Below are 25,300 nucleotides of genomic sequence, written 5' to 3' on the forward strand. Positions count from 1 at the left end.
TGGAACTGCGGGCGCGCAGGCCCGAAGCTCGTTGTCGTGACGCAGACAACCGAAGCCACCGCCGTCGACCGGACCCCGCCGAGGCCACGTCGTACCCGCATCCATCGCGCTTGGTTCGTCGCAGCCGTCGCCTTCGTGACGATCCTCGGGGCGGCGGCGTTCCGTTCGTTGCCGGGGCTGCTCATCGACCCGCTGCACCAGGAGTTCGGCTGGTCGCGCGGCACGATCGCGGCCGCGGTCTCCATCAACCTCGCCCTGTACGGCCTGACCGCCCCCTTCGCCGCCGCCCTCATGGACCGCTTCGGCATCCGGCGCGTGGTCGCGGTCGCGCTCACCGTGATCGCGCTCGGCTCGGGCCTGACCGTGTGGATGACGGCGCCGTGGCAGCTGCTGCTGTGCTGGGGCCTGCTGGTCGGCCTGGGATCCGGTTCGATGGCGCTGGCCTTCGCGGCGACGGTCACCAACCGCTGGTTCACCGAACGGCGCGGCCTGGTCACCGGCATCCTCACCGCCGCCTCGGCCTCCGGCCAGCTGATCTTCCTGCCCGTGCTGTCCTTGATGGTCGAGGCGGGTCACTGGCGCCCGGCGGCCGTCACGGTCGCCCTTGCGGCCCTCGCGGTCGTCCCCTTCGTCTGGCTGCTGCTGCGCGACCATCCGGCGGACGTGGGCCTGAAGCCGTACGGCGCGAAGGAGTTCGTACCGAAGCCGGACCCGATGCCGGGTGCCGCGCGCCGTGCCGTGAGCGTCCTGTTCAAGGCGGCCCGCACCGGCCCGTTCTGGCTGCTCGCCGGCACCTTCGCGATCTGCGGCGCCTCCACCAACGGCCTGATCCAGACCCACTTCGTGCCCGCCGCCCACGACCACGGCATGCCCGTCACGGCGGCGGCCTCGCTGCTCGCGGTCATCGGCGTGTTCGACGTCGTCGGCACCATCGCCTCCGGCTGGTTCACCGACCGCTACGAACCGCGCCGACTGCTCGCCGTCTACTACGCGCTGCGCGGGATCTCGCTTCTGTTCCTGCCCATGCTGCTGGCGCCCGGCGTCCACCCGCCGATGCTCTTCTTCATCGTCTTCTACGGCCTCGACTGGGTCGCCACCGTCCCGCCCACCGTGGCTCTGTGCCGGGAGCAGTACGGCGACGACAGCGCGATCGTCTTCGGCTGGGTCCTCGCCTCCCACCAGGTCGGCGCCGCGCTGGTCGCCTTCCTCGGCGGCGTCGCACGCGATGTCTTCGGCTCGTACGACATGGTCTGGTACGCGTCGGGCGCGCTGTGCGCGGCGGCGGCGCTGATGGCGCTGGTGATCCGACGCCGCCCGGCCGATGCGGTGCCGGCCGTCTAGCGGAACCGGCCCCGGTGGAACAGCAGGGGCGCCTCGTCCCCGTCGTCCGCTCCGAGGGCGTCCACTCGGCCGACGACGATGAGGTGGTCGCCGCCCGTGTGCACCGCGTGGATCGTGCAGTCGATCCACGCGTGCGTGCCCGCCAGGCGTGGGGAGCCGGACACGGGAGCGGCGTCGTAGGCGACCCCCGCGAACTTGTCCGCGCCGCTCACCGCGAAGGCGCGGCACAGCTCGCCCTGGTGGGCGCTGAGGACGTTGACGCAGAAGACGCCCGCGCGCGCGATGCGCGGCCAGGTCGTCGACGTACGGCCGACCATGAAGGCGACGAGGGGCGGGTCGAGGGAGAGGGAGGAGAAGGACTGGCAGGCGAAGCCGGCGGGGGAGTCGTCGACGGCCGGTGCGGTGATCACCGTCACGCCGGTCGCGAACTTCCCCAGCACACGCCGGAACTCCCCCTGATCGGCCGGCGCCCGCTCGTCCTCGCCGACACACCGCAACTCCGGGCGCGGCAGCGGTTCTACGGGGCGGGCGGCGGCCCCGGACCTGAGGTAACGAACGGCGGCGGCGGCCATCCCTGCGTGTCCCATCACACCGACCATTGAAGCTGACGGTGTGTCAGATTGGAAGGGGGGCGGCGGACCCCGCAAGACCCCTGCGTACGCTCCACGGCATGGGGTGGGGAAACATCCGCAGGCCGGTTCGCCGTGCTCGGTCGAGCTGGACGGACGCAGACCTGAACACGGCCGCCGCGGTGTGCGCGGCCCAGCTTCCGGCGGCGGGACTGGTCCGGTGGATCGACGTCGAACTCGGTGACGACCACGGCATCGGCTACGGCGGCGCATTCGCCCTGCTCTGCCCGCTCCTGTTCGCCCCGGTGTTGCTGCCGCTCCTGGGACTGTTGCACGCGGCCGTGCACATCGCACCGGCGGCCGTGCTGGCCCGTCTCGTGCCCGGACGCGGGCCGGACTGGGTACGGCATCTGGCGTGCGCCGTGGCGCTCTGCCTGGTCTTGGCGGCCCTGCCGGCCGTCCTCTGGGGCTGGCCGTACGGCACCACGGCTTTGGTGCCGGTGGCGCTGTCCGTCCTGCCGGTGCTCGGCGTCGCGTATGTCCGCCGCGCCAGGGTCACGGGACGGCAGTGGGGAAGCCGGGACCTCTGGTTCCGCTGCGCGATGGTGTCCTTCGGCCTGTGCGTGCTGGTCGTCGTCGGCGGGGTGCTGGCCACGGTGACGGGCGTGGTTCGGGAGTACGAGCCCCCTGTGCTCTCCTCCGGACAGCTCACCGGTGTCTGGCGGGGCGAGCAGGGCGCGGTACTGAGGCTGCTTCCGGGTGGCCGGGCCCAACTCGCCGACCTGCCTGCCGAGCCTGAGCTCGAAGCGGAGTCCGCCGAGGACATCGCCGTGTGCGACGGCACCGGCACCTGGTCCCTGACAAGGGAGAACCCCGCCGGCTGGGTCGAGGAGCGCGACGGGGTCGCGCTGATTCTCGACGCGGGATGCGGGCGGGACACGTTCTGGACGATCGGCGGCAGCGAGCGCGATCCCGAACTCTTCGTCCTGTTCGGCGACCCGGACGCAGGCGACCTGCACATCCTGAAGCGGGACTGACCACTCACCGCCCCCGGTACTCCGGACCCCTGCGTTCCACGAAGCTCGCCACTCCCTCCCTCGCGTCCTCCGTCGTCATGTTGATCTCCTGGGCCCAGGCCTCCGCCGCGAACGCCGTGGTGCGGTCGCTGTCGAGGGAGGTGTTCACCAGTTGCTTGGTCAGGGCGAGGGCGCGGGTGGGGCCGGTGGCCAGGCGTTCGGCCCATTCGCGGGTTGTTTTGTCCAGCTCGGCGTCCGGGACGACGCGGTTGACGAGGCCGAGGCGTTCGGCGTCCGAGGGGGTGAGGGCGTCGCCGAAGAACATCAGTTCCTTCGTGCGCCGGGGGCCGATGAGGCGGGGCAGGAGGTAGGCGCCGCCGCCGTCGGGGACGAGGCCGCGTCGGACGAACACCTCGATGAACTTGGCGGATTCGGCGGCGAGTACGAGGTCGCAGGCGAGGGCGAGATGGGCGCCGAGGCCGGCCGCCGTGCCGTTGACGGCGGCGAGCACCGGCTTCTCGCAGTCGAGGACGGCGGCGATCAGACGCTGGGCGCCGAGGCGGAGGGTGCGGGCCACGTCGCCCGCGATCCGCTCGCCGGGCGGCGGGCCGCCCCGCAGGTCCGCCCCCGCGCAGAAGCCGCGGCCCGTGCCCGTGACGACCACGGCCCGTACGTCCGGGTCGGCCGAGGCGTCCGAGAGCAGGGCGATGACGCGGTCGCGCTGCCCGGGGGTGATGGCGTTGAGGGACTCGGGCCTGTTGAGCGTGATGTACGAGACCTGCCCGGCGGTCTCGTGCAGCACCCATGTCTCCTCCATCAGCGGCACACCGCCAACGCGTCCAGCGCCACCGCTCCCTGCCCCCTGGGCAGCACCATCAGCGGGTTGATGTCGAGCTCCGCGAGGTCGTCGCCGAGTTCGAGTGCCATGCGCTCCACGCGCAGGACGACTTCGACGAGGGCGTCGAGATCGGCCGGGGGGCGGCCCCGGACCCCGTCCAGGAGGGCCCGTCCGCGCAGTTCGGTGAGCATGTCCCGGGCCTGTTCCTCGCCGAAGGGCGGCACGCGTACGGCCGCGTCCCGCAGGACCTCGACGAGGACACCGCCGAGCCCGACGGTGACGGTCGGTCCGAAGAGCTGGTCGTGGGTGACGCCGACGACCATCTCCACGCCCCGCTCGACCATCTGGCACACCAGGACGCCGTCCAGCGAGACGTCCTCGTAGCGGGCGATGTCGGTCAACTCCCGGTAGGCGTCGCGGACCTGGCTGGCCGAGGTCAGGCCGATCTTCACCAGACCCAGCTCGGTCTTGTGGGCGATCTGCGCGCCGGACGCCTTCATGACCACGGGGTAGCCGACCAGGCCCGCCGCGCGCACGGCCGCCGCCGCGCTGGTCACCAACTGCTCGCGCGGCACCCGGATTCCGTAGGCGCGCAGGAGCTGCTTCGCCGCGTGTTCGCTCAGCTGCTGTCCTGGGCGCATCAGGGCCTGGGCCTTGCGGAAGGAGGGGGAGTGGGTGCGGGGTGCCTCGTCGAAGGGGGAGCGGTAGCCGGTGACGAACCGGTGGTGGTCGAGGTGGGCGCGGACGGCGGTCAGACAGTTCGCGACCGTGCGGAAGGTGGCCACGCGCGAGGAGCCGAGCAGTACGTCGCGGTACGCCGGCTCGGTGCCGACCGGCGACCCCCACACCACGCACACCAGCTTGTCGGTCTGCTCGGCCGCGTCCACCAGGTCCCGCACGAGCCGGTCGCTGAGCGGTGGGAAGGGACCGGTGACCGGGCAGATCAGCACCCCGACCTCCGGGTCGTCGAGGATCGCGTCGATGATCTTCCGGCCGCGCAGGTCCCCGACCGGATGCCCGCCGTTGTCGACCGGATTGGCGACGCTGAGGTACTCCGGTATCCACTGGTGCAGCTCGGCCTGCTTGGCCTGCGACAGCTCCGGCAGCCGCAGACCCGCCTCGCTCGCCAGGTCGGCGACGTGCGCGCCCGTGCCGCCCGAGATCGAACAGACGACGACACCGTCGGCGAGGGGCGGGCGTGCCCGGGCCAACAGGGTTGCGGTGTCCTGGAGTTCGTCCAGGCCGTCCACCCGGATCACCCCGAACTGCCGCATCGCGGCGTCGACGACCTCGTCCGCGCCGGTCAGCTTGCCGGTGTGCGAGGCGGCCGTGCGGGCGCCGGTCTCGGTGCGGCCCACCTTGACCGCGACGACCGGCACCCGGCGCCGGGCGGCCCGGTCGGCGGCGAGGAGGAACGAGCGGCCGTCCTTCAGACCTTCCATGTAGCAGGCGATGGCGCCGACTTCGGGCTGCTCGGCGAAGTAGGAGATGAAGTCGGCGGTCTCCAGGTCGGCCTCGTTGCCGGTGGGCGCCCAGTGGGAGAGCCGGATGCCGAGTTCCTGGAGGGCGAAGACGGGGCGTCCCTGGTGCCCGGACTGGGTGATGAGGGCGATGGCGGGACCGTCGAGGTCGTCCCGGAAGCGCTCGAAGGCGTTCAGGTTGGTGTTGGGGCCGAGCAACCGCACACCGGCCCGCTTCACGGCGGCCGCGAGTCGGCCCTGCACCACGGCACCCTCGTCCCCCGTCTCCGCGAACCCGGAGGCGAAGGCGACGGCGAACTTCACCTTGGCCTCGCCCAGTTCCTCGATCACGGGAAGGGGATCGGCGACCAGCAGCACGGCGAGATCGACCTGCTCGGGCAGGTCGCGGACGGAGGGAGAGCAGGAGATGCCGAAGACGGAGTCCCGCGAGGGATGCACCGGATACAGTCGCGCCCCGACCCGCTCGGCCCAGGACAACAGCTGCCGGGTGACCCCGGTGTTGGGCCGGCCCTCCCCGTCCGAGGCGCCGATCACGGCGACGGACTCGGGCCGGAAGAACCGGTCCAGGTCGGGGACGCCGGCATACAGCGGACGTCCGCTGACGTCGTAGTCGTCCACGTCGGCCGGGCGGCCGTGGACGGCGGGTGCGGGCTGCTCGCCGCAGGCGACGACCCGGCCCCGGCGGGAGTCGGTGGTAAGGGTGCCGTGGGTTGATCCAAGCATCGGTCCGCCCCGCTCCTGTGTGACAGTAACTAACTGACGCTGTGTCAGATTAACTGAACTGACACAGCGTCAGGAAGCCGTCGGACCGGGACCGTCCTGCAAAGGCGACCGTCACAGGGCAGCCGGCACCTCATCGGCGACCCGTTCCGCGCCGGACAGGATGACGCCCTCCACCCTCAGACAGGCAGTCGCGACACCGCACCCGCCCCACGCTTCGCGATGACCTTCGCGATCTTCTCCGCGTCGATCGCCAGCTCGCGGAGCATGCCGCTGATGGGGTTGGTGAAGCCGGTGAAGTACAGGCCGGGGGCGTGCTGCGGGGTGCGGGCTCCGTGGACGAGCGGTCTGCCGCGCCCGTCCAGTACGTCGAGGTGGCCGACGAGCCCGTCCAGTGCGCGGCCGTAGCCGGTGGCGGCGATCACCGTGTCCGGGCCGATGCGGTCGCCGCCGGTGAGGACGACCTTGCCGTCCTCGAAGGCGTCCACGGCGGCCACGACCTCGACGTCGCCCTTGCGGACGGCGTCGATGAGGCCGACGTCCTGTACCGGGATCGCCCCTTCGTTGACCCGGCTGTAGAGGCCGGTGTCGGGGCGGGGCAGGCCGTGTTCCGAGAGGTCGGGCACGCTGAGCTTGGCCAGGGGGCGGGCGAGCCGGTCGACGAGGCCGACCGGGAGCCGTCGGCACAGCACCCCCGTGTACTGCGCGGCCCAGCCCGCGGTCGACCGGCGCACGATGTGCGGGGCGGTGCGGACGGACAGCCGTACCCGGGAGGCCCCGCCCGCCACCAGGTCCACGGCGATCTCGGCGCCGGTGTTGCCGACGCCGACGACGAGGACGTCACGGCCGGCGTAGGGCTCGGCGTTGCGGTAGTCGCAGGCGTGCAGGAGCTCGCCGGTGTAGGAGTCGCGGCCGGGCCAGTCGGGGAGGTGGGGGGTGTGGTTGTACCCGGTGGCGACGATGATCGCGGCGCCGGTGAGTTCCCGGCCGCCGGTGGCGTGCAGCAGCCAGCCGGTGCCGTCGGGTGCGCGGTCGATACGGGAGACCTCGACGCCGGTGACGATCTCCAGCTCGTGGTGCTCGGCGTACTTCTCCAGATACCGGATGACGTCGTCCCGGGACACCCAGCGGCCGAACCGGCGCGGCATCGGCAGTCCGGGCAGGCCCGAAAGGCGCCGGGTGGTGTGCAGGTGCAGCCGGTCGTAGTGGCGTCGCCAGGACGCTCCCACCCGGTCGGACTTCTCCAGGACGACAGCGCGTATGCCCTGGGCGCGCAGCGCATGGGCGGCGGCGAGCCCGCCGGGGCCGCCGCCGATGACGTACACCGGGCGGTCTGCGGGGGTGTGCGCCGCCGGGTTCGAGGTGCTGTGCGCCGCTGGGTTCGCGGGAGATGCGGACGCTGTGGAGTCGGCCATGAGCGCGAGCGTAACCACGCGTCTCGTTGATGGGTCTCGGTCAAGACCGGAATTGGTTGCGGATTGATCACGTGTGTAGGAGGAGTGGGTGGGACCGGTGGCGTAGGGCGCCTCATTGTGTGGGTCTGCGCCGGGCCGTGGGGCTGCGGGAAATGCCGCGACGCCGAGCCCGGGTGGTGCGCAGGGGCTCGGCGTCGTGGTTCGGCGCGCGCTCTGATGACGGGAAACGACGCCTCGTTCGTGGGGAGGGGGCCGTACGAGGCCGCCGGTCTCCCGGTCGTCGCCTCTCGGCCCGGTCGCTACTTCTTGGTCCGGGCCCCGCCCTTGAAGCCGGTGACCTCGGCGATCCAGGTGATGAAGTCGCCGGGGTCGGTGTTCGCGCCGTGTCCCTCGTCCCAGTAGTACAGATGGTTGACGTCGTCGCCGAGGTTGTCCGCGGCGGCGGCGATGTTGGCGGCGACCGTCAGCGAGGTGTCGGAATCCTCGGTGCCGAGGCGGATCCACCAGTGCTTCGAGCGGGCCGGGTTCTTGTTCCCGAGGTGGTGCATCGGGTTCATCAGGTCGAGCAGCTCGGGGATGTCGCCGGGGACGCGCTTGCTGCTGAGCCCGGTGGTGTCGTTCTTGGCGCCGTACGCCGTGAAGTGGCGGGACTCGGTGGTGTCCTTGCCGAACAGGTTGTTCTCGCCGGCGGACAGGTCGAAGGCGTCGAAGGCCGGGACGGTCTTCTTGCGGGCGCCGACGTGGGTGAGGAAGTCGGCCCAGGTGAAGGTGGCCTTCTTGCCGTCCCAGGTGATGAAGGTGTTCTCGGCCAGATACGTCGTCCGGTCCGACTCCGACAGGGCGGCCAGGTAGGTGGTGGCCGAGGGCTGGAGGTAGGTCGTCAACAGGTAGTCGTCGTAGTTGCGGGCGGTGAGGGCGCCGTAGCGGTTCAGGCCGCGGAGCTTCAGGGACGCCTGGTACTCGGCGAACTGCGACTGGAGTTCCTTGGAGACGGTCTGGTCGACCTGCTTGCCGGTGCTGAGCTTGTTGGTGCCCCAGTTCCACTCGTAGGAGCCGTCGGCGTGCTCCAGGTCGGTGATCGGGCACCAGGCGCCGGTCGCGAAGATCGCGTCGGAGGCGTCGGCGGCACCGATCTCCTTGAGGTACTTGTCGTAGATCTTGCTGTCGCCGGAGGCGCCCAGCAGGGAGGACAGGGCGCCGCCCGCGCTGGTGCCGGCGGAGACGATGCGGTCGGTGTTGCCCGGGATGCGGCCCTTGTTGGAGCGGACGTAGCGGACGGCGGCCTTCAGGTCGATGATCGCGGCCGGGGCGGTGCCGTAGTACTCGCCGCTGGAGTTCTTGAGGGTGCGGCCGCGGGCGCCGGGCTCCACGACGACGTAGCCGGCCGCCAGGGCCAGGAGCTGGTTGGAGGCCAGGGCGCCGCCGGTGGCGTTGGTGTTGCCGCCCGCTCCGGGGGCCGACGCGCTCGCCGAAGCGCTGGGCGATGCGCTGCTCGACGGTGCGCCACTGGGGGCGCCGCCGCCCCCGCCGGACGTGCCTCCGCCACCGACGCCGGTGGCCTCCGCCACCGAGGACGGCAGGTAGCCGCCGACCGAGTTGGCGAACAGGATCGGGGCGTCGGTGGCGTCCACCGCCGTGCCGTCGATCTTGACCGGGGCGCTGACGATCAGGCTCTGGTAGGTCTCGTCGACCGGCTCGGTGACGTAGGTGATGGCCTTCCAGAAGTGGTAGACGACCTCGTGGTCCGTGCCGTCGGTGTCCGTGATGGTCGTTGTCAGCTCGGTGTAGGCGTCCTTGTCGAACACCAGGGCGTCCGAGGACGAGGCCGAGGAGCTGGAGCCGCTTGTGCCGCTCGACGCCTGTGCGCTCAGTGCGATGCCGCCCACCGCGGCCACACCCGCGGTCGCGCCGATCCCCATGACGACGCTCCTGCGCTTGACTGCCCTGTGCTTCACCTGGTGCTCCCGAGTTCGCTGCGGGTGGCGGCTCGTGGCCGTCTCTCCTTGACGTTTGCGAACGTAGTTCGGGGCCAACAAAATCGTCAACAATCCATGGATGTTCTACGGGTTTCCTCATTGAATTCAAGGCGGGCGCACAGATTCACGGCGATTCGACAGGTGGCCGACAGCCCCTTGTGCACACGCGCTCGGCCTGCTGAACTGACGTACCGTCAGTTTTCGCCGTCACGGGGAGCGCGCATGAACGTCCCTGGGATCGACACGTTCACGAGGGCGTACTGGGACGCGGCCGCGGCGGGCAGACTGCTGATCCGCCGCTGCGGGGCCTGCGGCCGGGCCCATCACTACCCCCGCGAGTTCTGCCCCCACTGCTGGAGCGAGGACGTCACCTGGGAGCCCGCGACCGGCCGCGCCACCCTCTACACCTGGTCCGTCGTCCACCGCAACGACCTGCCGCCCTTCGGCGAGCGCACACCGTACGTCGCCGCGGTCGTCGACCTCGCGGAGGGGCCGCGGATGATGACGGAGGTAGTGGGGGGCGGGGAGCTGCGGGTGGGGATGGAGCTGGAGGTGGCGTTCCGGGAGGGGGTGCCGGTGTTCCGGGCGCCCGGCGGGGCGGTGCTGTAGCAGTTCACGGCCACAGCAGCTCCTTGGCCCAACCCCCTTCCGTGCGACGGTAGTTCAGCCGCACGTGGCGTCGCTGGGCGTCCCCCTGGAAGAACTCCACCGTCTCCGGCCGGAGGTGGTACAGGGTCCAGGTGGGGACCGGGGTGTCCGGGTTGTGCTGGGCCCGCTGCCAGGCCGCACCGGACTCCGTCGCCAACTCCTCCAGAGAGCCCAGGACTTCGCTCTGGCGGCCGGTGAGGGCTGCGGCCAGGGCGCCCGTGGAGCGGGCGTGCAGGTCGGACTGGGACTCCTCGGCGGGGGCGGCGGTGACCGGGCCGCGCAGACGGATCTGGCGGCCCTGGAGCGGCCAGTAGAAGCCCAGGGCGGCATACGGGCGGGCCGTCAGCTGGCGTCCTTTGCTGCTGCTCACATGGGTGGCGAAGGACCAGCCGGACGGGTCGGCGCCGTGCAGCATGACCGTCCGTACGTCCGGCAGGCCCTCTTCGTCCGCCGTCGCCAGCGACATGGTGTGCGGCTCCGGCTGGCCTGCCGCCACCGCCTCCGCGAACCAGGTGGTGAAGAGCGGGAGGGGGGCGGCGGGTGCCGTGGCCGGGTCGAAGGGGCGGAGTTCGGTGACCCCGGCCTCCCAGACGCGCAACGACTTCAGCAGACGTACAAACTCGGAGTCCATGCTCCGATTGTCACCGCCGCCCGCCGCCCGGTGGCTGCTACACCGTGCCGAGGTCCGACGACACCCAGCGCTCGGGGCGCATCCGGACGATGATCATCTCGCCGTGGTTGTTCCAGGAGAAGTCGACATAGCCCTCGACCTTGTCGGCGGGGAGGTAGCGGGCCGAGATCTCGCGGAGCCTGTCGATGGTGGCGGGTGTGGTGTCGACGACCGGGCCCTCCACCGACACATACCGGATCGTGGGTTCCAGCCGGTCCACCATCAGGGAGAACCTGCCCGCCTTGCTGATCAGCTCATGCTTGCGGGAGTCCAGCCCGGTCAGGATCCATACCGTGCCGTCGGACTCGTACTGGTACCAGATCGGCACGGTGAGCGGTGCGCGTCCCTCCTCGGCGTCCACCGCCAGCGCGGCGATGTGCGGCTCGGCCAGGAACTGCTCGCGCTCCTCGCGGGTCAGGGCCATGTCGGGTTCCTCCAGCGGCTCGAGTCTCCTGTGCTCCGTCTGTATTCACAACGTGTCGCACGGGGTACCCGTTCCCCACCGGCTGACCGTCGCCTGTCGTTGGGCCGCTCGTCACCAGGTTTCCCTACTGTGCCCGCCATGAGAAGACTCTCGATCATGTTCAGCGCCGTCGCGCTGACCGTCGGCCTCGCGGCGCCCGCCGCCCTGGCCGGCGAGAAGACGAAGACCGACGACTTCGGTCAGGCCACGCTCACCGGGTGGGCGTCGCTGCCGGCCCAGACGTTCGTGCCGGGCAGCGAGCCGTCCGGGGCCGCCATAGGCGCGGGACCGTTCAACGGCATCGCGGCGCCCTTCGCGGGCCAGCCCGTGCAGGGCTTCAGCGGCGTCGTGAACCGGCACGACGGCACGTACGACGTGCTGTCGGACAACGGCTACGGCCAGAAGGCCAACAGCGCCGACTTCCTGCTCCGCGTCCACCGCATCAAGCCGGACACGCGCACCGGGAACGTCAAGGTGGTCGGCGGGTTCAACCTGACCGACCCGTACCACAAGGTGCCGTTCGCGCTCACCCGCGCCGACCGCACCTTGACCGGCGCCGACTTCGACGTCGAGTCGATCGTGCGGGCGTACGACGGCACGTACTGGATGGGCGATGAGTTCGGCCCGTTCCTGCTGCACTTCTCGCGTACCGGGAAGCTGCTTCAGGCGCCGGTCTCCCTCGACGGCGTGAAGGCGCCCGAGAACCCCTACCTGAACGGCCAGACGCCCAACGCCGCCAGCAGCAAGGGCTTCGAGGGCATGGCCCGGGGCGTCGACGGGCGGTACCTCTACCCGCTGCTCGAAGGCACGGTGACCGGTGACACCCCCGGTGACCTGCGCATCAACGAGTTCGACCTGAAGGCCGGCAAGTACAGCGGCAAGCGCTGGACCTACCGCCTGGAGTCCAAGGACAACGCGATCGGTGACGCCATCGCGGTCGACAAGAACCGCTTCCTGGTCATCGAGCGGGACGGCGGCCAGGGCGACACCGCCAAGTTCAAGCGGATCTACCTCGCCGACAAGCGTGACCGCAACGGCGACGGCGTGATGGACAAGACCCTCGTCGCCGACCTGATGAACATCGCCAACCCGAAGAAGCTCGGCGGCTTCGGCGAGACGTTCACCTTCCCGTTCCAGACGATCGAGGACGTCGTCCTGCTCGACGACCGCACCCTCGCCGTCCTGAACGACAACAACTTCCCCTTCTCCACCGGCCGCTCGGCGACGAAGGCGGACGACAACGAGTTCATCACCATCCGGCTCGGCGACCGTCTGCACGCGGACTGGCGCGCGTTCATCTAGGACTCCATCAGGACGCGCCGAGCACTCACTGGCGCCCCAGCACGACCGTCCCGGACGAGCAGAACCACCCGCCCGTCCCGGACGCCACCGCGAGGCGCGGCAACCGCCCATCGGGCCTACGCACCTGCCGCGCCTCGCCCGCCTCCCCGCGCAACTGCCGCACCGCCTCCACCAGCAGGAACAGGCCCCGCATCCCGGGGTGCTGAGCCGACAGCCCGCCGCCGTCCGTGTTCACGGGCAGTTCCCCGCCCACGACGTTCAGCCGGCCCTTCTCCACGAACGCCCCGCCCTCGCCCTTCCCGCAGAACCCCAGGTCCTCCAGCGTCACCAGCGTCATATAGGTGAACGCGTCGTAGATCTCCGCGAAGTCGATCTCCTCCGGGCGTACGCCCGCCCGCTCGAAGGCGAGGCGACCGCTCACCGCGGCCGGGGACACGGTGAAGTCCGGCCACTCGGACATCGTCGTGTGCGAGACGTGCTCCCCGGTGCCGAGCACCCACACAGGCGCCGTACGGCAGTCCCGTACGTACTCCTCCGCCGCCAGCAGCACCGCCGCCCCGCCGTCGGACCGTAGGCAGCAGTGCAGCTTGGTGAAGGGGTCGGCGATCATCGGACCGTCGAGGACGTCGTCGACCGTGATCGGGGTCCGGAACATCGCCTCCGGGTTCAGGGCGGCGTTCGCCCGCGCCTGGACCGCCACCTGCGCCAACTGCTCGATGGTCGTGCCGTGTTCGTGCATGTGGCGGCGGGCGGCCATGGCGTACTTGGCGATGAGGGTGTGGCCGTAGGGGACCTCGAACTGGAGCGGGCCCCGTGCGCCGAAGGAGAGGTTGCCGGTCCGGCGGCCCGCCTTGATGTCGGCGCGGGCGGTCGAGCCGTAGACGAGGAGCACGGCATCGGCGTGCCCGGCCGCTATCGCGTCAGTGGCGTGGGCCGCCATCACCTCCCAGGTGGAGCCGCCCACCGAGGTCGAGTCGACCCAGGTGGGGCGCAGGCCCAGGTACTCGGCCACCTCCGCCGGGGCCAGGGTGCCGAGGCCCGCCGACGCGAAGCCGTCGATCACGCCCTTGTCCAGGCCCGCGTCGGCCAGGGCGCGGCGGGCGGCCTGGGCGTGCAGCGCGTACGGGGTCGTGTCGTCCACGCGGCCGCAGTCGGAGAGGGCGACACCGACCACGGCGACTTTCCGGCTGCCGGGAATCATGAGAGGCCTCCTGCCCCTGGGCATATCGTTGTGAGGCTCCTAATATGACGGCCCGTCAGATCGGGAGGGAAGAGCCATGGACGCCAGCTTCACCACCGAGCAGGACGAGATCCGCCGCACCCTGCGCGAACTGCTCCACAAGCGGTGCGGAGCGGAAGAACTGCGCGCGGCCCTCGACACCCCCGCCGGTCACGACCCCCTTCTGTGGGCCGCCCTCGCCGAACAGCTCGGCCTCCCGGGGCTCGCCCTTCCCGAGACGTACGGCGGTGTCGGCTGCTCGGTGACCGAGCTCGCCCTCGCGGGAGAGGAGACGGGCCGGGCTCTCGCACCCTCTCCGCTGCTCGCGACAGCCGTACTGAGTGCGCCTTTGCTGTTCACCCTCGGTACGGACGTCCAGCGGGCCGAGCTGCTGCCCCGGATCGCCGCGGGCTCGCTCACCGCGGCCCTCGCCGTGCCCGGCGCCGCGCTCGCCGCCGTGCTCGGGCTGACCGGCGACAACGGCGGCGACTGGGCCGGAGGAGGGCGTGCGGGGGGTGTCCAGGCCCGGCGGACGGACAAGGGCTGGCGGCTGTACGGGCAGGTCGACCAGGTGCTCGACGGGCACAGTGCGGGGCTGCTGATCGTCGCCGCCCACGCCGGGGGCTTCGCCCGCTCGCGCACGCTGCTGTTCCTCGTCCCCGGGGACTCGGCGCGGCTCGTCCGCACCCGGCAGACCGCGCTCGACGCGACCCGTCCGCAGGCCCGCCTTCAACTGCGGGACGTCGACGCCGAGTTGCTGGGGGATGAAGACGCCGACGTCCTGGGCGCCCTCTCCCGCAGCGGCGACACCGCCGCCGCCGTGCTCGCCTGCGAGGCCGTCGGGGCCGCCGACCGGGTGCTGGAGCGGACCGTGGAGTACGTGGGGCAGCGGGAGCAGTTCGGGCGGGCGATCGGGTCCTTCCAGGCGGTCAAGCACCGGCTGGCCGATGTGTACGTCCAGGTGCAGGCCGCCCGCTCGGCCGCGTACTACGCCGCGTGGGCCACGGCCGGCGGCGCGAGAGCGGGCGGGCTCGCCCTCGCGCAGGCGCTTCAGGCCCTGCGGGGTGCGGCGGCCGAGGGGATGCAGCTGCACGGCGGTATCGGTTTCACCTGGGAGCACGAGGCCCACCTGTACTTCAAGCGGGCCGCGGGCGACGAGCTGCTCTTCGGGCCGGTGCATCGGCTGCGGGCGCATGCCGCCGACGCGGCGCGGCTCTTCGAGGGCGGGGAGGTGACCGTCTGATGGGCGTCGGGGTGCGTCTCGTCCAGAAGGTGTCCGCCACGCCGGGCTTCGCCAGGGTCGCCCCGCATGTCGTCCCGGCGCTGGACCGCGCAGTCCACCGGCTCACCCGCGGCAAGGTGCTGCTCAGCGCGCAGATGCTGCCGGGGGTGATCCTGACGGCGACGGGGGCGAAGAGCGGACGGGCCCGGCGTACGCCGCTCGCCTGTATGCCGGAGGACGGCGGGCGCAGCTGGATCCTCGTCGGCTCCAACTTCGGCCGCACCGGCCACCCCGCCTGGACCCACAACCTCCTCGCCCATCCGGACGCCGAGGTCAGCTGGAAGGGGCGGGACATCCCGGTCCGGGCCCGGCTGCTGGAGGGGGAGGAGCGGGCAGCGGTCTGGCAGACGGCGCTGGCGTTCTGGCCGCCGTATGCGACGTATCAGGCGCGGGTGGAGCGGGAGATCCGGGTGTTCAGGATCGTGCGGCGACAGCTTTCAGGCGGCAGCCCACCTGAGTGAACCACCGCCTGCGAGACAGGACTTGGGGCCGAAGAAGGAGAACGAGAAGGAGAAGGGGGAAGGCACAAGGGGGAGAAGCGACGGGCGCTATTTCGTCGGCTTCTTCCCGGTCACGCCCAGGTGCACCAACAGGGCGAGGTTCGGCTTGAGTTCGGCCTGTTTGACGCCCCAGGACTGGAAGCCCTTCTGGTGCGAGGCGACGGCCGCGAGCATCGCGACCAGCGAACCCGCGACCGCGGCGGGGTTCACGTCCTTGTCGACCCGGCCCTTGGACTGGAGTTCGGCGACCGCGTCGGAGAGGGAGTTGTTCACCGAGTTCAGGATCTTCATACGGATCTTGTAGAACCGTTTGTCGCCCTCGGCGGCACCCAGGTCGACGACCCTGAGGATCGCGTCGTTCCGGCGCCAGAACTCCAGGAAACCGTCCACGAGTTCCTGCGCGGTCTGCCAGCCGGCCTTGCCGACCCAGGAGCGGCCCGCGAGCAGCTCGGTCAACCCGGCGCCCTCGGTGGCCATTTGCTCGGCGATCTCCAGGACGGCGCCTTCGACGTCCGGGAAGTACTGGTAGAAGGTCGCGGGCGAAGTGCCCGCCTTCCGGGCGACATCGATGACTTTGACGTCCCGGTACGGGGAGGAGCTGAGCATCTCGCTGAGGCAGTCGAGCAGCTTCTGCCGGGTCGCCTGCCCACGCCGGCCGGCCACGCGGCCGTCGACGGTACGCACTTGTCCTGTCATGACGTCAGCTTACCGAGGGGTGATCGGAGCGCGATTCGGCCGACTGCAAATGGGGTGTACAAGGGCGGAGAACGTGGTGTGCCTGGTCTGCGGGGTGCGTGAGAGGCCGTTACTTTGGCGACATGGCCGAAAACAGGGCATCCGCGGGCGAAGAGGCATACGCCGAGGGCGTCGCGTGCTGGGTCGAGGCCCAGCTTCCCGATGTGGAGGCGGGCAAGCGGTTCTACGGCGAACTTTTCGGGTGGACCTTCGAGGACCGGCCGGAGGCGTCCGGCGGCGCCGTCTGGGCCCGGCAGGGCGGAGCGCCCGTCGCCGAGCTCGCGTACAAGGCGGACGGCCGTATGCCCACCGTGTGGACGGTGTACTTCGCGACGCCGGACGCGGAGGCGCTCGCCGTGCGGGTGCAGATGGCCGGCGGTCAGGTCGTCACCGCGCCCCTGCCGGTCGGTGACCTGGGCACGGCCGCACTGGTCGCGGACCCGGAGGGCGCTGTCTTCGGCCTCTGGCAGGCGGCTGAGCACCAGGGCTTCGGCAGCCGGCACAAGCCCGGCACCTTCATCTGGACCGAGCTGTACACACGGGACACCGAGGGCGCCAACAACTTCTACGGCGGTCTGTTCACCGACGCGCTGTTCGGACCGGACGCCGAGCCCGACTTCGGCCGCGCCCCCGTCTCCGACGTCTTCCCGGCCGAGATGCCGCCCCACCTCCTCGTCCATTTCGGTGTCGACGACTGCGACGCCGTACTCGGGACGGTGCGGCGGCTCGGCGGACGGGTACAGGCACCCCCTTTCGACGCGTCATACGGCAGGGTGGCCGTTGTCACGGACAATCAGGGGGCGTCCTTCGCGCTGCTGCAACGCTGATCCCACGTCGAGATGGTGCGTCCAGCATGCGAAAGGGGCCTTTGCGCGGGGCGGAACCTGTGTTTTTGTCCCAAGGCACTGTGTTTTTGTCCAAGACACCCCGATCCGCGCCCGGGTTCGCAACCAGTGCCCGAGACAGGAAGAATCAGGGTGCGTGCCGCCAAGGCGGTGCGGTGGTGAGACGCTGCACTTCGGTCGCGTACATATGTGGAGTGACGCGGCTCGTACGGGGAGGTGGCAGGCAAGTGGTGGATCAGCTGACGCAGCACGATCCGCGGCGGATCGGGCCGTTCGAGGTGCTGGGACGGCTGGGTGCCGGCGGCATGGGGCTGGTCTATCTCGCGCGCTCGGCTTCGGGCCGGCGTGTGGCGATCAAGACGGTCCGGACGGAGCTGGCCGAGGACCAGCTCTTCCGTGTCCGCTTCACGCGCGAGGTCGAGGCGGCACGGGCGGTCTCCGGGTTCTATACGGCGGCCGTGGTCGACGCCGATCCGCGCGCGGCCGTGCCCTGGCTGGCCACCGCGTATGTGCCCGCGCCCTCGCTCGAGGAAATAGTGAACGAGTGCGGTCCGATGCCGGCGCAGGCGGTGCGCTGGCTGGCGGCGGGGGTCGCGGAGGCCCTCCAGTCCATTCACGGGGCCGGGCTGGTCCACCGTGACCTCAAGCCCTCGAACGTCCTGGTCGTCGAGGACGGGCCCCGGGTCATCGACTTCGGTATCGCCTCCGGTGTATCGAACACGCGTTTGACGATGACCAACGTCGCCGTGGGGACGCCCGCCTATATGTCCCCGGAGCAGGCCAAGGACTCGCGGAGCGTGACCGGCGCGAGCGATGTGTTCTCGCTGGGCTCGATGCTCGTCTTCGCCGCCACCGGCCACGCGCCCTTCCACGGCGCCAACCCCGTCGAAACCGTCTTCATGCTGCTCCGGGAGGGCCCGGACCTCGAAGGCCTGCCGGCGGAGCTGCGCCCCCTCATCGAGTCCTGTATGCAGATGGAGGCGACCGGCCGCCCCAACCCGGCCGACCTCCAGGCCCAGCTGGCCCCCCATCTCTTCGGCTCCGGCTCCGACGACAGCGGTACGGCGTCCGCGTGGCTGCCCGAGCGGGCGGTCAGCCTCATCGAGGCGCGCCGCAACGGACGCCCGCCGGCCAAGTCCACGCCCGGTTCCGGCCGCAGCGGCGGTCGGGCCGCCGTCCCGCACCCGCCCCCGCCCTCGCACGACCCGGTCATCCCGGCGCCGGTGCCCGCCCCGGTCGGCGCGCCCGACACCGGCCCGGTGCGGCTGGCGGGCGCGGCGGTGCCGATCGGCCCCGGACCGCGCGTCGCCGACGCCCGTGCCGCCGCCGTGAAGGCACCTCCTCCGGAGGCCGGCCTGGTCGCCTCCTGGTCGAGGCCCCGTCCCGGCGTCAACGGCACCGACCCTGCCGTGGGCCCTGCCGTGACCGCGCCGCCGCCCGCACCCCCGGAGACGGCGTCCGGCTGGCGCCCCTGGCGCTTCCGCATGTCGAACGACGTCTGGGGCACCCCCTCCGTCTCCGACGACCTCGTCTACGTCACCTCCTTCGAAGTGCACGCCCTGGACGTGTCCACGGGCCGCCGACGGTTCAAGACGCGGGACGTGGCCTGGTCGATGGCGGTCGCTGACGGCCGTATCCACGCCTCCGACGGGCCCACGCTGTACGCCCTCGACGCCCGGGAGGGCGCCGACCTCTGGCGGCTGTCCACCGATGCCTGGGTGTACTCGCTCAAGGCCGACCGGGGAACGGTGATCACCGGCACGCGCGGCGGCGGCGTCCAGGCGTGGGACTCCGCGGGCGGGCAGAAGCTGTGGGAGCTCGCCGGCGCCCAGACCGACTTCGAGTCCCCGGAGGCCGGGCCCGCGCTCCACGACGGCACGGTCTTCGTCTGGCAGGACGCCCGGCTGCGCGCCCTGGACGCCCGTACCGGTGACGAGCGCTGGTCGTACCCGATCGGCGACGCGGCCTCCTGCGGCGGCGTTCCGGTGCGGGTGGCGCAGGCCCACGACGGATACGTCTATGTGTCGGCCGGGACGCGTGTCCTCGCCATCGACGCGACCTCCGGTCGCGTCCGCTGGCACTTCGAGGCCCCGGCGGTCTTCCTGTGCCCGCCGACGTTCGTACCGGGCCCGGCCGTCACCGGTGGCGGGGTCTACCTCGCCGACTACCTCGGCACCGTGTACGCCCTGGACGCCGCCGACGGCCGTGACCGCTGGCGGATCGCGACCGAGTCCCGCGCCTCGATCGAGCCGGTGCTGGTGGCGGCCGGTCACGTCCACGTGGGCAGCGGCAAGGGGCTCTACACCCTGGACGCGGTCACGGGCACGCCCAAGTGGCGGTTCCAGGCGGGCGGCGACATCGTCGGTGCGCCGTCCGTGGCCGAGGGGCGTATCCACTTCGGCTCCACCGACCATCTGCTGTACACGCTGAAGGCCGACGACGGACGGCTGCGGTGGAAGCTGGCGACGGGCGGGGAGATCACCGGGTCGCCGGTGGTGCGGGACGGCGTGGTGTACGCGTGCAGCAAGGATCGGTGCGTGTACGCGTTGGACGCGGAGAAGGGGACCGGGACGGCACGTACCGCGTAGCGGGGTTCGGTGTCGGCTGCGGGCCGGTGGGGGCTTGTCGCGCAGTTCCCCGCGCCCCTAAAGGGGCGCTGCAGTGCGGGCTCGTTTTTTCCCGGGACGGCCGTCGTGCCGGGCGCACGGAAGGGTTGTCCGGACGGCGGCCGTCGTTTCGGGGAACGCCTCGTTCGGCGCTCTCAGGGCAGACGCTACGCCCGGTGCGTGTGCCCCGCCATGCGGCGCCGTTCAGCGCAGCCGGAACGCACGGCCGCGGCTCCGGAACAACTGCGTCTGCCGCTCTCCCGGCAGGTTACCGAGCGCGACGAGATGAGGCGCCTGCGCGAACCCCTGGGCAACGGCCCCCTCCCGGGCGGTCCACAGGGCTCGTACGGTTCCCTGTACCGCCTCCGCCGGGTACCCGGCGATCACCGTCGCGCACTCGGTCGCGGCCGCCAAGGCCCCGCCGGGCTCGGTGAGTTCGGAGACGAGGCCGATGTCGTAGGCGCGCTGGGCCGAGATGCGTTCCGCGGTTCCCATCAGGGCCATGCGTGCGGCCTCGCCGTAGGGCATCCGTTGTGCCATCAGCACCGACTCGTAGGCGCTGACCATGCCGTATGTGGTGTGCGGGTCGAAGAAGGTGGCGGTCCGGTCGGCGACGAGGAAGTCGGACTCGCCGAGGAGGTAGAAGGCGCCGCCGCAGGCCATGCCCTGCACGGCGGAGATCACCGGCTTCCACAGGTCGTTCGACTTCGGCCCGATGCGGGACAGCGGATCGTCCGCCATGTACGGCGAGTTCGGCTGCGGCACGACCGTGTCCCGGTCGATCCCCGTGCAGAACGCCCGCTCCCCGGCCCCGGTGAGGACGACGGCCCGCATGGAGTCGTCGAACCGCAACTCCCGCCAGGCGTCGTGCAGTTCGGCAGCCGTCGTCAGGTCGATCGCGTTGAGGCGGTCCGGCCGGTCGAGGGTGACGACCGCGACGCCGGTGTCCTTGTCGGTCGTGATGGCCAGGCTCATGGGCGCTCCAGGATCCATTGGGGCAGACCGGTGCCGGTGAACACGACCTGGACCCGGGCGCCGATGCGAACGCGGTCCGGGGAGAGGGAGTTGAGCGCCGCTCCGGCCTCCGTGACCAGGTTTCCCACGAGCCGTATCCGGGGGGAGTCGGTGAGTTCGACGACGATGACGTTGTACGGCGCCTGCTCCGCGTAGTCGGGGAGCAGGGGCGGGTGGGGGACGACGTACGACCAGATGCGGCCGCGTCCGCTGACCTGCCGCCATTCCGTGGCGAAGGACTGGCAGTGGGGGCAGCAGGGGCGGGGCGGGAAGCGGGGTTCGCCGCAGTCGGCGCAGGACTGGACACGGAGTTCGCCCTGGGCGGCGTACTGCCAGAAGGGGGCGCCGTCGGCGTCGGTGACGGGGGTGAGCATCGGCTCAGCTCCTCAGGAGAAGGGCGGAGGTGGGGACGCCCTCGCCCGCCGTGACAAGACAGGTGGCGGCCCCCGGCACTTGGGCGGTGCTCGTCCCGCGCAGCTGCTTCACGCCCTCGTTGATGAGGTTGAAGCCATGGACGTACGCCTCGGAGAGCCCGCCGCCCCCGGTGTTGAGCGGCAGCCGCCCGCCGATCTCCAGGGCGCCGCCCTCCGTGAAGGCCCCGCCCTCGCCGCGCCCGCAGAAGCCGTAGCCCTCCAGGGAGAGCGGGATGAGGGGCGTGAACGCGTCGTAGATCTGGGCGACTTCGACGTCCTGCGGGGTGAAGTCGGCGTGTTTCCACAGATGCCGGGCGGCGGTCCAGGCGGGGCCGGTGAGCGGGTCGTCGTTCCAGTAGTTGACCATGCCGTGGTGCTGGGCGGGCAGGCCCTGGGCGGCGGAGTGGACGTAGGCGGGGGTGTGGCGGCAGTCCCGGGCCCGCTCCCTGCTGACCAGCACACACGCCAACGCCCCGTCCGTCTCCAGGCAGTTGTCGAACAGGCAGAGGGGCTCGCTGATCCAGCGGGAGGTCATGTACATCTCGCGGGTGAGCGGGCGGTCGTACATGATCGCGGCGGGGTTCTGGTTGGCCCGGTTGCGGCAGGCGAGGGCGACGTTGAAGAGATGGTCGCGGGTCGCGCCGTACTCGTGCATATAGCGGCGGGTGAGCATGGCTATCTCGTCGGCGGGCCGGAGCAGACCGAAGGGGCGGGTCCACTGGGCGGGCGTCGGCAGCTGTACGTCGGTGTCGGTCCACGGCCGCGGTCCGCTGCCGCGCTTGCGGGACCGCCAGGCGACCCCCACCGTCGCCTGGCCGGTGGCGATGGCGGCGGCGAGATGGGCGACCGTGGCGCAGGAACCGCCGCCGCCGTACCCGACCTTGCTGAAGAAGGTGAGGTCGCCGAGGCCGAGGGTCTTCGCCAGCTCCACCTCGTCCGTCTGCTCCATCGTGTACGAGGCGAGCGCGTCGACCTCGCCGGGCGCGATGCCGGCGTCGTCCAGGGCGGCCAGGACGGCACGGCAGGCGAGGCTCCGCTCGTCGTCGGGCAGGTGCTTGGCGAAAGGGGTCTGTCCGATGCCGACGATGGCGGTGGCGTCCTTGAGCCCGGCCATGTGCACACCTCCACACCGTGACTTGTCTGCTGACAGGGCGTCAGGCTACAGCTAATCTGACGGTCAGTCAGCTAGTGGTTCGGGAGGCTGTTGTGCGCGGTGACTTGGAGTGGGGGAGCATCCCAGGACTCGTCCGGTCCGCGGCAGAGCGATACGCGGACGCCGAGGCGGTGGTGGAGGGCCGCACCCGGATCTCGTACGCCGAACTGGGCGCCCGCGTCGAGCGGTCGGCGGCGGCCTGTATGGCGAACGGGATCGAACCCGGCGACCGGGTCGCGATCTGGGCGCCGAACACCCTGGACTGGATCGTGGCGGCGCTCGGCGCGGTGTCGGCCGGCGCGGTGCTGGTCCCCGTCAACACCCGCTTCAAGGGCGTGGAGGCGGCGGATGTGCTGCGCAGGTGCGGGGCGCGGCTGCTGTTCGTGACGGGGACGTTCCTGGGGACGTCGTATGTGGCGTCGCTGCGGCGGGCGGTCGCGGAGGGGCCGGGGCTGCCGGAGCTGGAGCAGGTGGTCGTGCTGTCGGACGACGCGCCGCCCGACTACCGCACCTGGAAGGACTTCCTGGCCGACGGCGAGGGGGTGGAGCCGTCCGAGGTGCGGACACGCTCGGCGGCGGTGGACGGATCGTGGCCGTCGGACATCGTCTTCACGTCCGGGACGACCGGCCGGCCCAAGGGCGCGGTGATCACCCATGCGCAGACCCTGCGGGCTTACGAAGTCTGGTGCGAACTCGCGGGGTTGCGGCAGGGCGACCGCTATCTGATCGTGAACCCCTTCTTCCACACCTTCGGTTACAAGGCGGGCGTCCTCGCCTGTCTCATGCGCGGCGCGACGATGATCCCCCAGCCCGTGTTCAACGTCGGCACGGCGCTGGCGAACATCGCGGCGGAGCGGGTGTCGGTGCTGCCGGGCCCGCCCACCCTGCACCAGTCGCTGCTGGACCACGCCTCGCGGGACACCTACGACCTCTCGGCGCTGCGGCTGGTCGTGACGGGGGCGGCGGTGGTGCCGTTGCGCCTGGTGGAGCGGTTGCGGAGCGAGTTGGGCGTGGAGACGGTCCTGACGGCGTACGGCCTCTCGGAGGCCAGCGGCATCGTGAGCATGTGCCGGCGGGAGGACTCGTTGCCGGTCATCGCGTCGACGTCGGGCCGGGCGATACCGGGCACCGAGGTACGGGTCGAGGCACCGGTCGGCGAGCCCGGCGAGGTCCTGGTCCGCGGCTTCAACGTCATGCGCGGCTACTACGAGGACCAGGCGGCGACGGCGGAGGTGCTGGGGGAGGACGGGTGGCTGCGGACGGGCGACGTCGGCGTGCTGGACGAGGCGGGGAACCTGCGGATCACGGACCGCATCAAGGACATGTTCATCGTCGGCGGCTTCAACGCCTACCCGGCGGAGATAGAGCAACTGCTCGGCCTGCACCCCGATGTGGCGGACGTGGCCGTGATCGGAGTCGCGGACGCACGGCTCGGCGAGGTCGGGAAGGCGTACGTGGTGCGGCGGCCGGGGGCCGTGGCCACCGGGGACGACCTGATCGCGTGGGCGCGGCGGGAGATGGCGAACTACAAGGTGCCGCGGGAGGTGGAGTTCGTGGGCGAGCTGCCGAGGAACGCGAGCGGCAAGGTGGTGAAGGGGGAGCTGCGGGCGGGGTGATCAGGGTGAGGGCAGCGGCTGCTGGTGCTGCCGAGGCGGTGCCGACTGCGGCTGCGCACCGTGGCGGCGCCGGCTGACGGAAGCGGTCGCCGTGGTGCTCGGCCGTTCCGGGGACTCCCCCATGACGACGGCCAGGACGACCCAGAACAGGATGTCGATCCGGTCCAGGTTGGCCGGGTGGTCCATCATCGTCATCAGGAAGAACCCGGTCAGCGAGGCCAGCCCGACGGTGCCGAGGACCGACTTCGCGCGCGCGATGCGGGCGGCGTGCAGCCAGGCGACGACGGTCACGGCGAGAATCGCCAGGAGACCCAGGGCGCCCGTCTCGACGAGCCAGTTCAGCCACATGTTGTGGGCGTGCACGAAGACGCGGTCGCCGGGGGCGGTCGCGGAGATGGCGGCGCCGGAGCGGCCCAGACCGACGCCGAGGGGATTCTCCTTGGCCAGCGTGAGCGCGGCGTCCCAGGCCTGGCCGCGCACGCCGAGCGAGTTCCCGGCCTGCGACACGGCCCAGATGACGGCGGCGGCGCCCGCGAGCCCCAGCGCCCCGAGCGCCCCGACGAGCCGGCGCTGCGCACGGTCCGCGAGACGGGGGGCCAGCCAGTAGGCGCCGGCCAGGACGAGGAGACCGGCGGCGCCGGCGACGTACCCGGCGCGGGAGAAGGTGGTGAGCATCGCCGCGTATCCGAGGACTCCGACCAGCACGATCACGGTACGGGCCGTGCGCTCGTCGACCGAGACGGCGGCGAGCAGCACGAAGGGGAGCAGCAGGACGAGGAACGCGGCCAGCAGATTGGGGTTGGCGAAGGTGCCGATGGCCCGGATGAGGACGTCGCCGCCGGTGTCGGCGCAGGAGATGTCCGTGAGCAGCCCGGTACGGCAGAAGCCGGTCGGCGTGTCATTCGTGAACTGCGAGAACGCCGAGGTCGCGGCCGCGCCCACGCCGACCAGCGCGAGCAGCCCGATCGCCCGCCAGGACTCCGGCTGGGTGCGGCGCACTCCGACGACGAGGTAGTAGCAGGCGAGGACCGTGATCAGACCGCGGAGCGGGGCGGTGGGATGGCCGCCGTGGACGGTGGCCGCGGCCGCCGCCAGCAGCAGCACGCCGATGGGGATGTCGAGCCGCGAACGGAAGTCCCGTATTCGGGCCCGCGACGGCGAGGGCAGCAGCAGGGCGACGAACCCGACGACGATCAGCAGCCGCAGCGGGGTCACGATCCCGACGAGCGGATCGTCGGGGAAGAAGTCGGTCGCCGCGTCGACCACGATCACAGCGACCACGGCGAGCGGCACGAACTGCACGAACCTCTGAAAGACCCCCGGCTGCGCCTGGCGGCCCGGCGTTGCCGTCGTCCGGTCGTATGCCATGACACCCGAGCGTGGCGGTGAGGGGCGTACGGGGGGTGTCGATGGGACGAACGGGGTGGAGCGGGTGCGGGGACGGTGGCTGGCGGTGCCCGTCCGGCCCGTGGCATGCA

General features: G+C 71.5%; 22 protein-coding genes. 9 read left to right on the plus strand and 13 right to left on the minus strand.

What is annotated here, in order from left to right; genetic code table 11:
- Window positions 1–36 precede the first annotated feature (36 nt).
- Window positions 37–1,341 carry an MFS transporter gene (locus tag ACIHFB_RS32775; protein WP_365275925.1) on the plus strand — a complete coding sequence of 435 codons (1,305 nt, stop codon included), beginning with the start codon at window positions 37–39 and terminating at the stop codon, window positions 1,339–1,341.
- On the opposite strand, the gene ACIHFB_RS32780 is transcribed toward ACIHFB_RS32775, so the two are convergent.
- Entirely contained in the window at window positions 1,338–1,928 is a 591-nt protein-coding gene (locus ACIHFB_RS32780) for a flavin reductase family protein (RefSeq protein ID WP_365275927.1), read from the minus strand. The two genes, ACIHFB_RS32775 and ACIHFB_RS32780, sit on opposite strands and share 4 nt — an antisense overlap.
- Before the next feature lie 83 nt (window positions 1,929–2,011).
- Here ACIHFB_RS32780 and ACIHFB_RS32785 point away from each other — a divergent pair, with 83 nt between their 5' ends.
- A complete protein-coding gene (locus ACIHFB_RS32785; RefSeq protein ID WP_365275930.1) occupies window positions 2,012–2,947 on the plus strand; it encodes a hypothetical protein in 936 nt (311 codons plus the stop codon).
- 4 nt (window positions 2,948–2,951) lie between these two features.
- Here the strand turns inward: ACIHFB_RS32785 and ACIHFB_RS32790 are convergent, their stop codons facing one another.
- The 4 genes from ACIHFB_RS32790 to ACIHFB_RS32805 form a co-directional block, all read right to left on the minus strand.
- Complete coding sequence (locus ACIHFB_RS32790) at window positions 2,952–3,743, minus strand: enoyl-CoA hydratase-related protein (protein WP_365275933.1); 792 nt, start codon at window positions 3,741–3,743, stop codon at window positions 2,952–2,954.
- Window positions 3,743–5,968: an acetate--CoA ligase family protein gene (locus ACIHFB_RS32795; RefSeq protein WP_365275936.1), complete on the minus strand. Its 2,226-nt coding sequence runs from the start codon at window positions 5,966–5,968 to the stop codon at window positions 3,743–3,745. The genes ACIHFB_RS32790 and ACIHFB_RS32795 overlap by 1 nt, the downstream gene beginning before the upstream one ends.
- Before the next feature lie 176 nt (window positions 5,969–6,144).
- Window positions 6,145–7,380: an NAD(P)/FAD-dependent oxidoreductase gene (locus ACIHFB_RS32800; protein WP_365275939.1), complete on the minus strand. Its 1,236-nt coding sequence runs from the start codon at window positions 7,378–7,380 to the stop codon at window positions 6,145–6,147.
- Window positions 7,381–7,679: 299 nt separating this feature from the next.
- The gene (locus ACIHFB_RS32805; protein WP_365276777.1) at window positions 7,680–9,299 is read right to left on the minus strand and encodes a subtype B tannase; all 1,620 of its coding nucleotides are present in this window, start codon (window positions 9,297–9,299) and stop codon (window positions 7,680–7,682) included.
- Window positions 9,300–9,578: 279 nt separating this feature from the next.
- On the opposite strand from ACIHFB_RS32805, the gene ACIHFB_RS32810 reads away from it, so the two are divergent.
- Complete coding sequence (locus ACIHFB_RS32810; RefSeq protein WP_365275942.1) at window positions 9,579–9,965, plus strand: Zn-ribbon domain-containing OB-fold protein; 387 nt, start codon at window positions 9,579–9,581, stop codon at window positions 9,963–9,965.
- 4 nt (window positions 9,966–9,969) lie between these two features.
- Here ACIHFB_RS32810 and ACIHFB_RS32815 read toward each other — a convergent pair whose 3' ends face one another.
- A complete protein-coding gene (locus tag ACIHFB_RS32815; RefSeq protein ID WP_365275945.1) occupies window positions 9,970–10,635 on the minus strand; it encodes a pyridoxal 5'-phosphate synthase in 666 nt (221 codons plus the stop codon).
- Window positions 10,636–10,672: 37 nt separating this feature from the next.
- Window positions 10,673–11,098 carry a pyridoxamine 5'-phosphate oxidase family protein gene (locus ACIHFB_RS32820; protein ID WP_365275947.1) on the minus strand — a complete coding sequence of 142 codons (426 nt, stop codon included), beginning with the start codon at window positions 11,096–11,098 and terminating at the stop codon, window positions 10,673–10,675.
- A gap of 138 nt (window positions 11,099–11,236) precedes the next feature.
- Between ACIHFB_RS32820 and ACIHFB_RS32825 the strand changes: the two genes are divergently transcribed.
- A complete protein-coding gene (locus tag ACIHFB_RS32825; protein ID WP_400128847.1) occupies window positions 11,237–12,439 on the plus strand; it encodes an esterase-like activity of phytase family protein in 1,203 nt (400 codons plus the stop codon).
- Window positions 12,440–12,464: 25 nt separating this feature from the next.
- Here the strand turns inward: ACIHFB_RS32825 and ACIHFB_RS32830 are convergent, their stop codons facing one another.
- A complete protein-coding gene (locus tag ACIHFB_RS32830) occupies window positions 12,465–13,640 on the minus strand; it encodes a thiolase C-terminal domain-containing protein (protein WP_365275952.1) in 1,176 nt (391 codons plus the stop codon).
- 76 nt (window positions 13,641–13,716) lie between these two features.
- Between ACIHFB_RS32830 and ACIHFB_RS32835 the strand changes: the two genes are divergently transcribed.
- Together ACIHFB_RS32835 and ACIHFB_RS32840 are read left to right on the plus strand one after the other, a co-directional pair.
- Entirely contained in the window at window positions 13,717–14,901 is a 1,185-nt protein-coding gene (locus ACIHFB_RS32835) for an acyl-CoA dehydrogenase family protein (RefSeq protein ID WP_400128848.1), read from the plus strand.
- Window positions 14,901–15,401, plus strand: coding sequence for a nitroreductase/quinone reductase family protein (locus ACIHFB_RS32840; protein ID WP_365275959.1), 501 nt, complete (start codon window positions 14,901–14,903; stop codon window positions 15,399–15,401). Before ACIHFB_RS32835 ends, ACIHFB_RS32840 begins: the two co-directional genes overlap by 1 nt.
- A gap of 87 nt (window positions 15,402–15,488) precedes the next feature.
- On the opposite strand, the gene ACIHFB_RS32845 is transcribed toward ACIHFB_RS32840, so the two are convergent.
- Complete coding sequence (locus ACIHFB_RS32845) at window positions 15,489–16,124, minus strand: TetR family transcriptional regulator (RefSeq protein WP_210589021.1); 636 nt, start codon at window positions 16,122–16,124, stop codon at window positions 15,489–15,491.
- Between the two features lie 134 nt (window positions 16,125–16,258).
- Between ACIHFB_RS32845 and ACIHFB_RS32850 the strand changes: the two genes are divergently transcribed.
- Window positions 16,259–17,002 (plus strand): VOC family protein, encoded by a 744-nt coding sequence (locus ACIHFB_RS32850; RefSeq protein WP_365275962.1) that lies wholly within the window; start codon window positions 16,259–16,261, stop codon window positions 17,000–17,002.
- Window positions 17,003–17,247: 245 nt separating this feature from the next.
- A complete protein-coding gene (locus tag ACIHFB_RS32855) occupies window positions 17,248–19,608 on the plus strand; it encodes a PQQ-binding-like beta-propeller repeat protein (protein ID WP_400128849.1) in 2,361 nt (786 codons plus the stop codon).
- A gap of 222 nt (window positions 19,609–19,830) precedes the next feature.
- On the opposite strand, the gene ACIHFB_RS32860 is transcribed toward ACIHFB_RS32855, so the two are convergent.
- Genes ACIHFB_RS32860 through ACIHFB_RS32870 form a run of 3 tightly spaced genes read right to left on the minus strand, consistent with a single transcriptional unit; the run spans window position 19,831 to window position 22,167 of the window.
- Entirely contained in the window at window positions 19,831–20,601 is a 771-nt protein-coding gene (locus ACIHFB_RS32860) for an enoyl-CoA hydratase/isomerase family protein (RefSeq protein ID WP_400128850.1), read from the minus strand.
- Entirely contained in the window at window positions 20,598–21,014 is a 417-nt protein-coding gene (locus ACIHFB_RS32865; protein WP_400128851.1) for a Zn-ribbon domain-containing OB-fold protein, read from the minus strand. Before ACIHFB_RS32865 ends, ACIHFB_RS32860 begins: the two co-directional genes overlap by 4 nt.
- Before the next feature lie 4 nt (window positions 21,015–21,018).
- Complete coding sequence (locus ACIHFB_RS32870) at window positions 21,019–22,167, minus strand: lipid-transfer protein (RefSeq protein ID WP_400128852.1); 1,149 nt, start codon at window positions 22,165–22,167, stop codon at window positions 21,019–21,021.
- A gap of 92 nt (window positions 22,168–22,259) precedes the next feature.
- Here ACIHFB_RS32870 and ACIHFB_RS32875 point away from each other — a divergent pair, with 92 nt between their 5' ends.
- The gene (locus ACIHFB_RS32875) at window positions 22,260–23,822 is read left to right on the plus strand and encodes a FadD3 family acyl-CoA ligase (RefSeq protein ID WP_365275975.1); all 1,563 of its coding nucleotides are present in this window, start codon (window positions 22,260–22,262) and stop codon (window positions 23,820–23,822) included.
- On the opposite strand, the gene ACIHFB_RS32880 is transcribed toward ACIHFB_RS32875, so the two are convergent.
- Entirely contained in the window at window positions 23,823–25,190 is a 1,368-nt protein-coding gene (locus tag ACIHFB_RS32880) for an O-antigen ligase family protein (protein WP_400128853.1), read from the minus strand.
- Window positions 25,191–25,300: the final 110 nt, after the last annotated feature.

The organism is Streptomyces sp. NPDC051963 (genome assembly GCF_044593495.1).
Classification (GTDB): domain Bacteria; phylum Actinomycetota; class Actinomycetes; order Streptomycetales; family Streptomycetaceae; genus Streptomyces.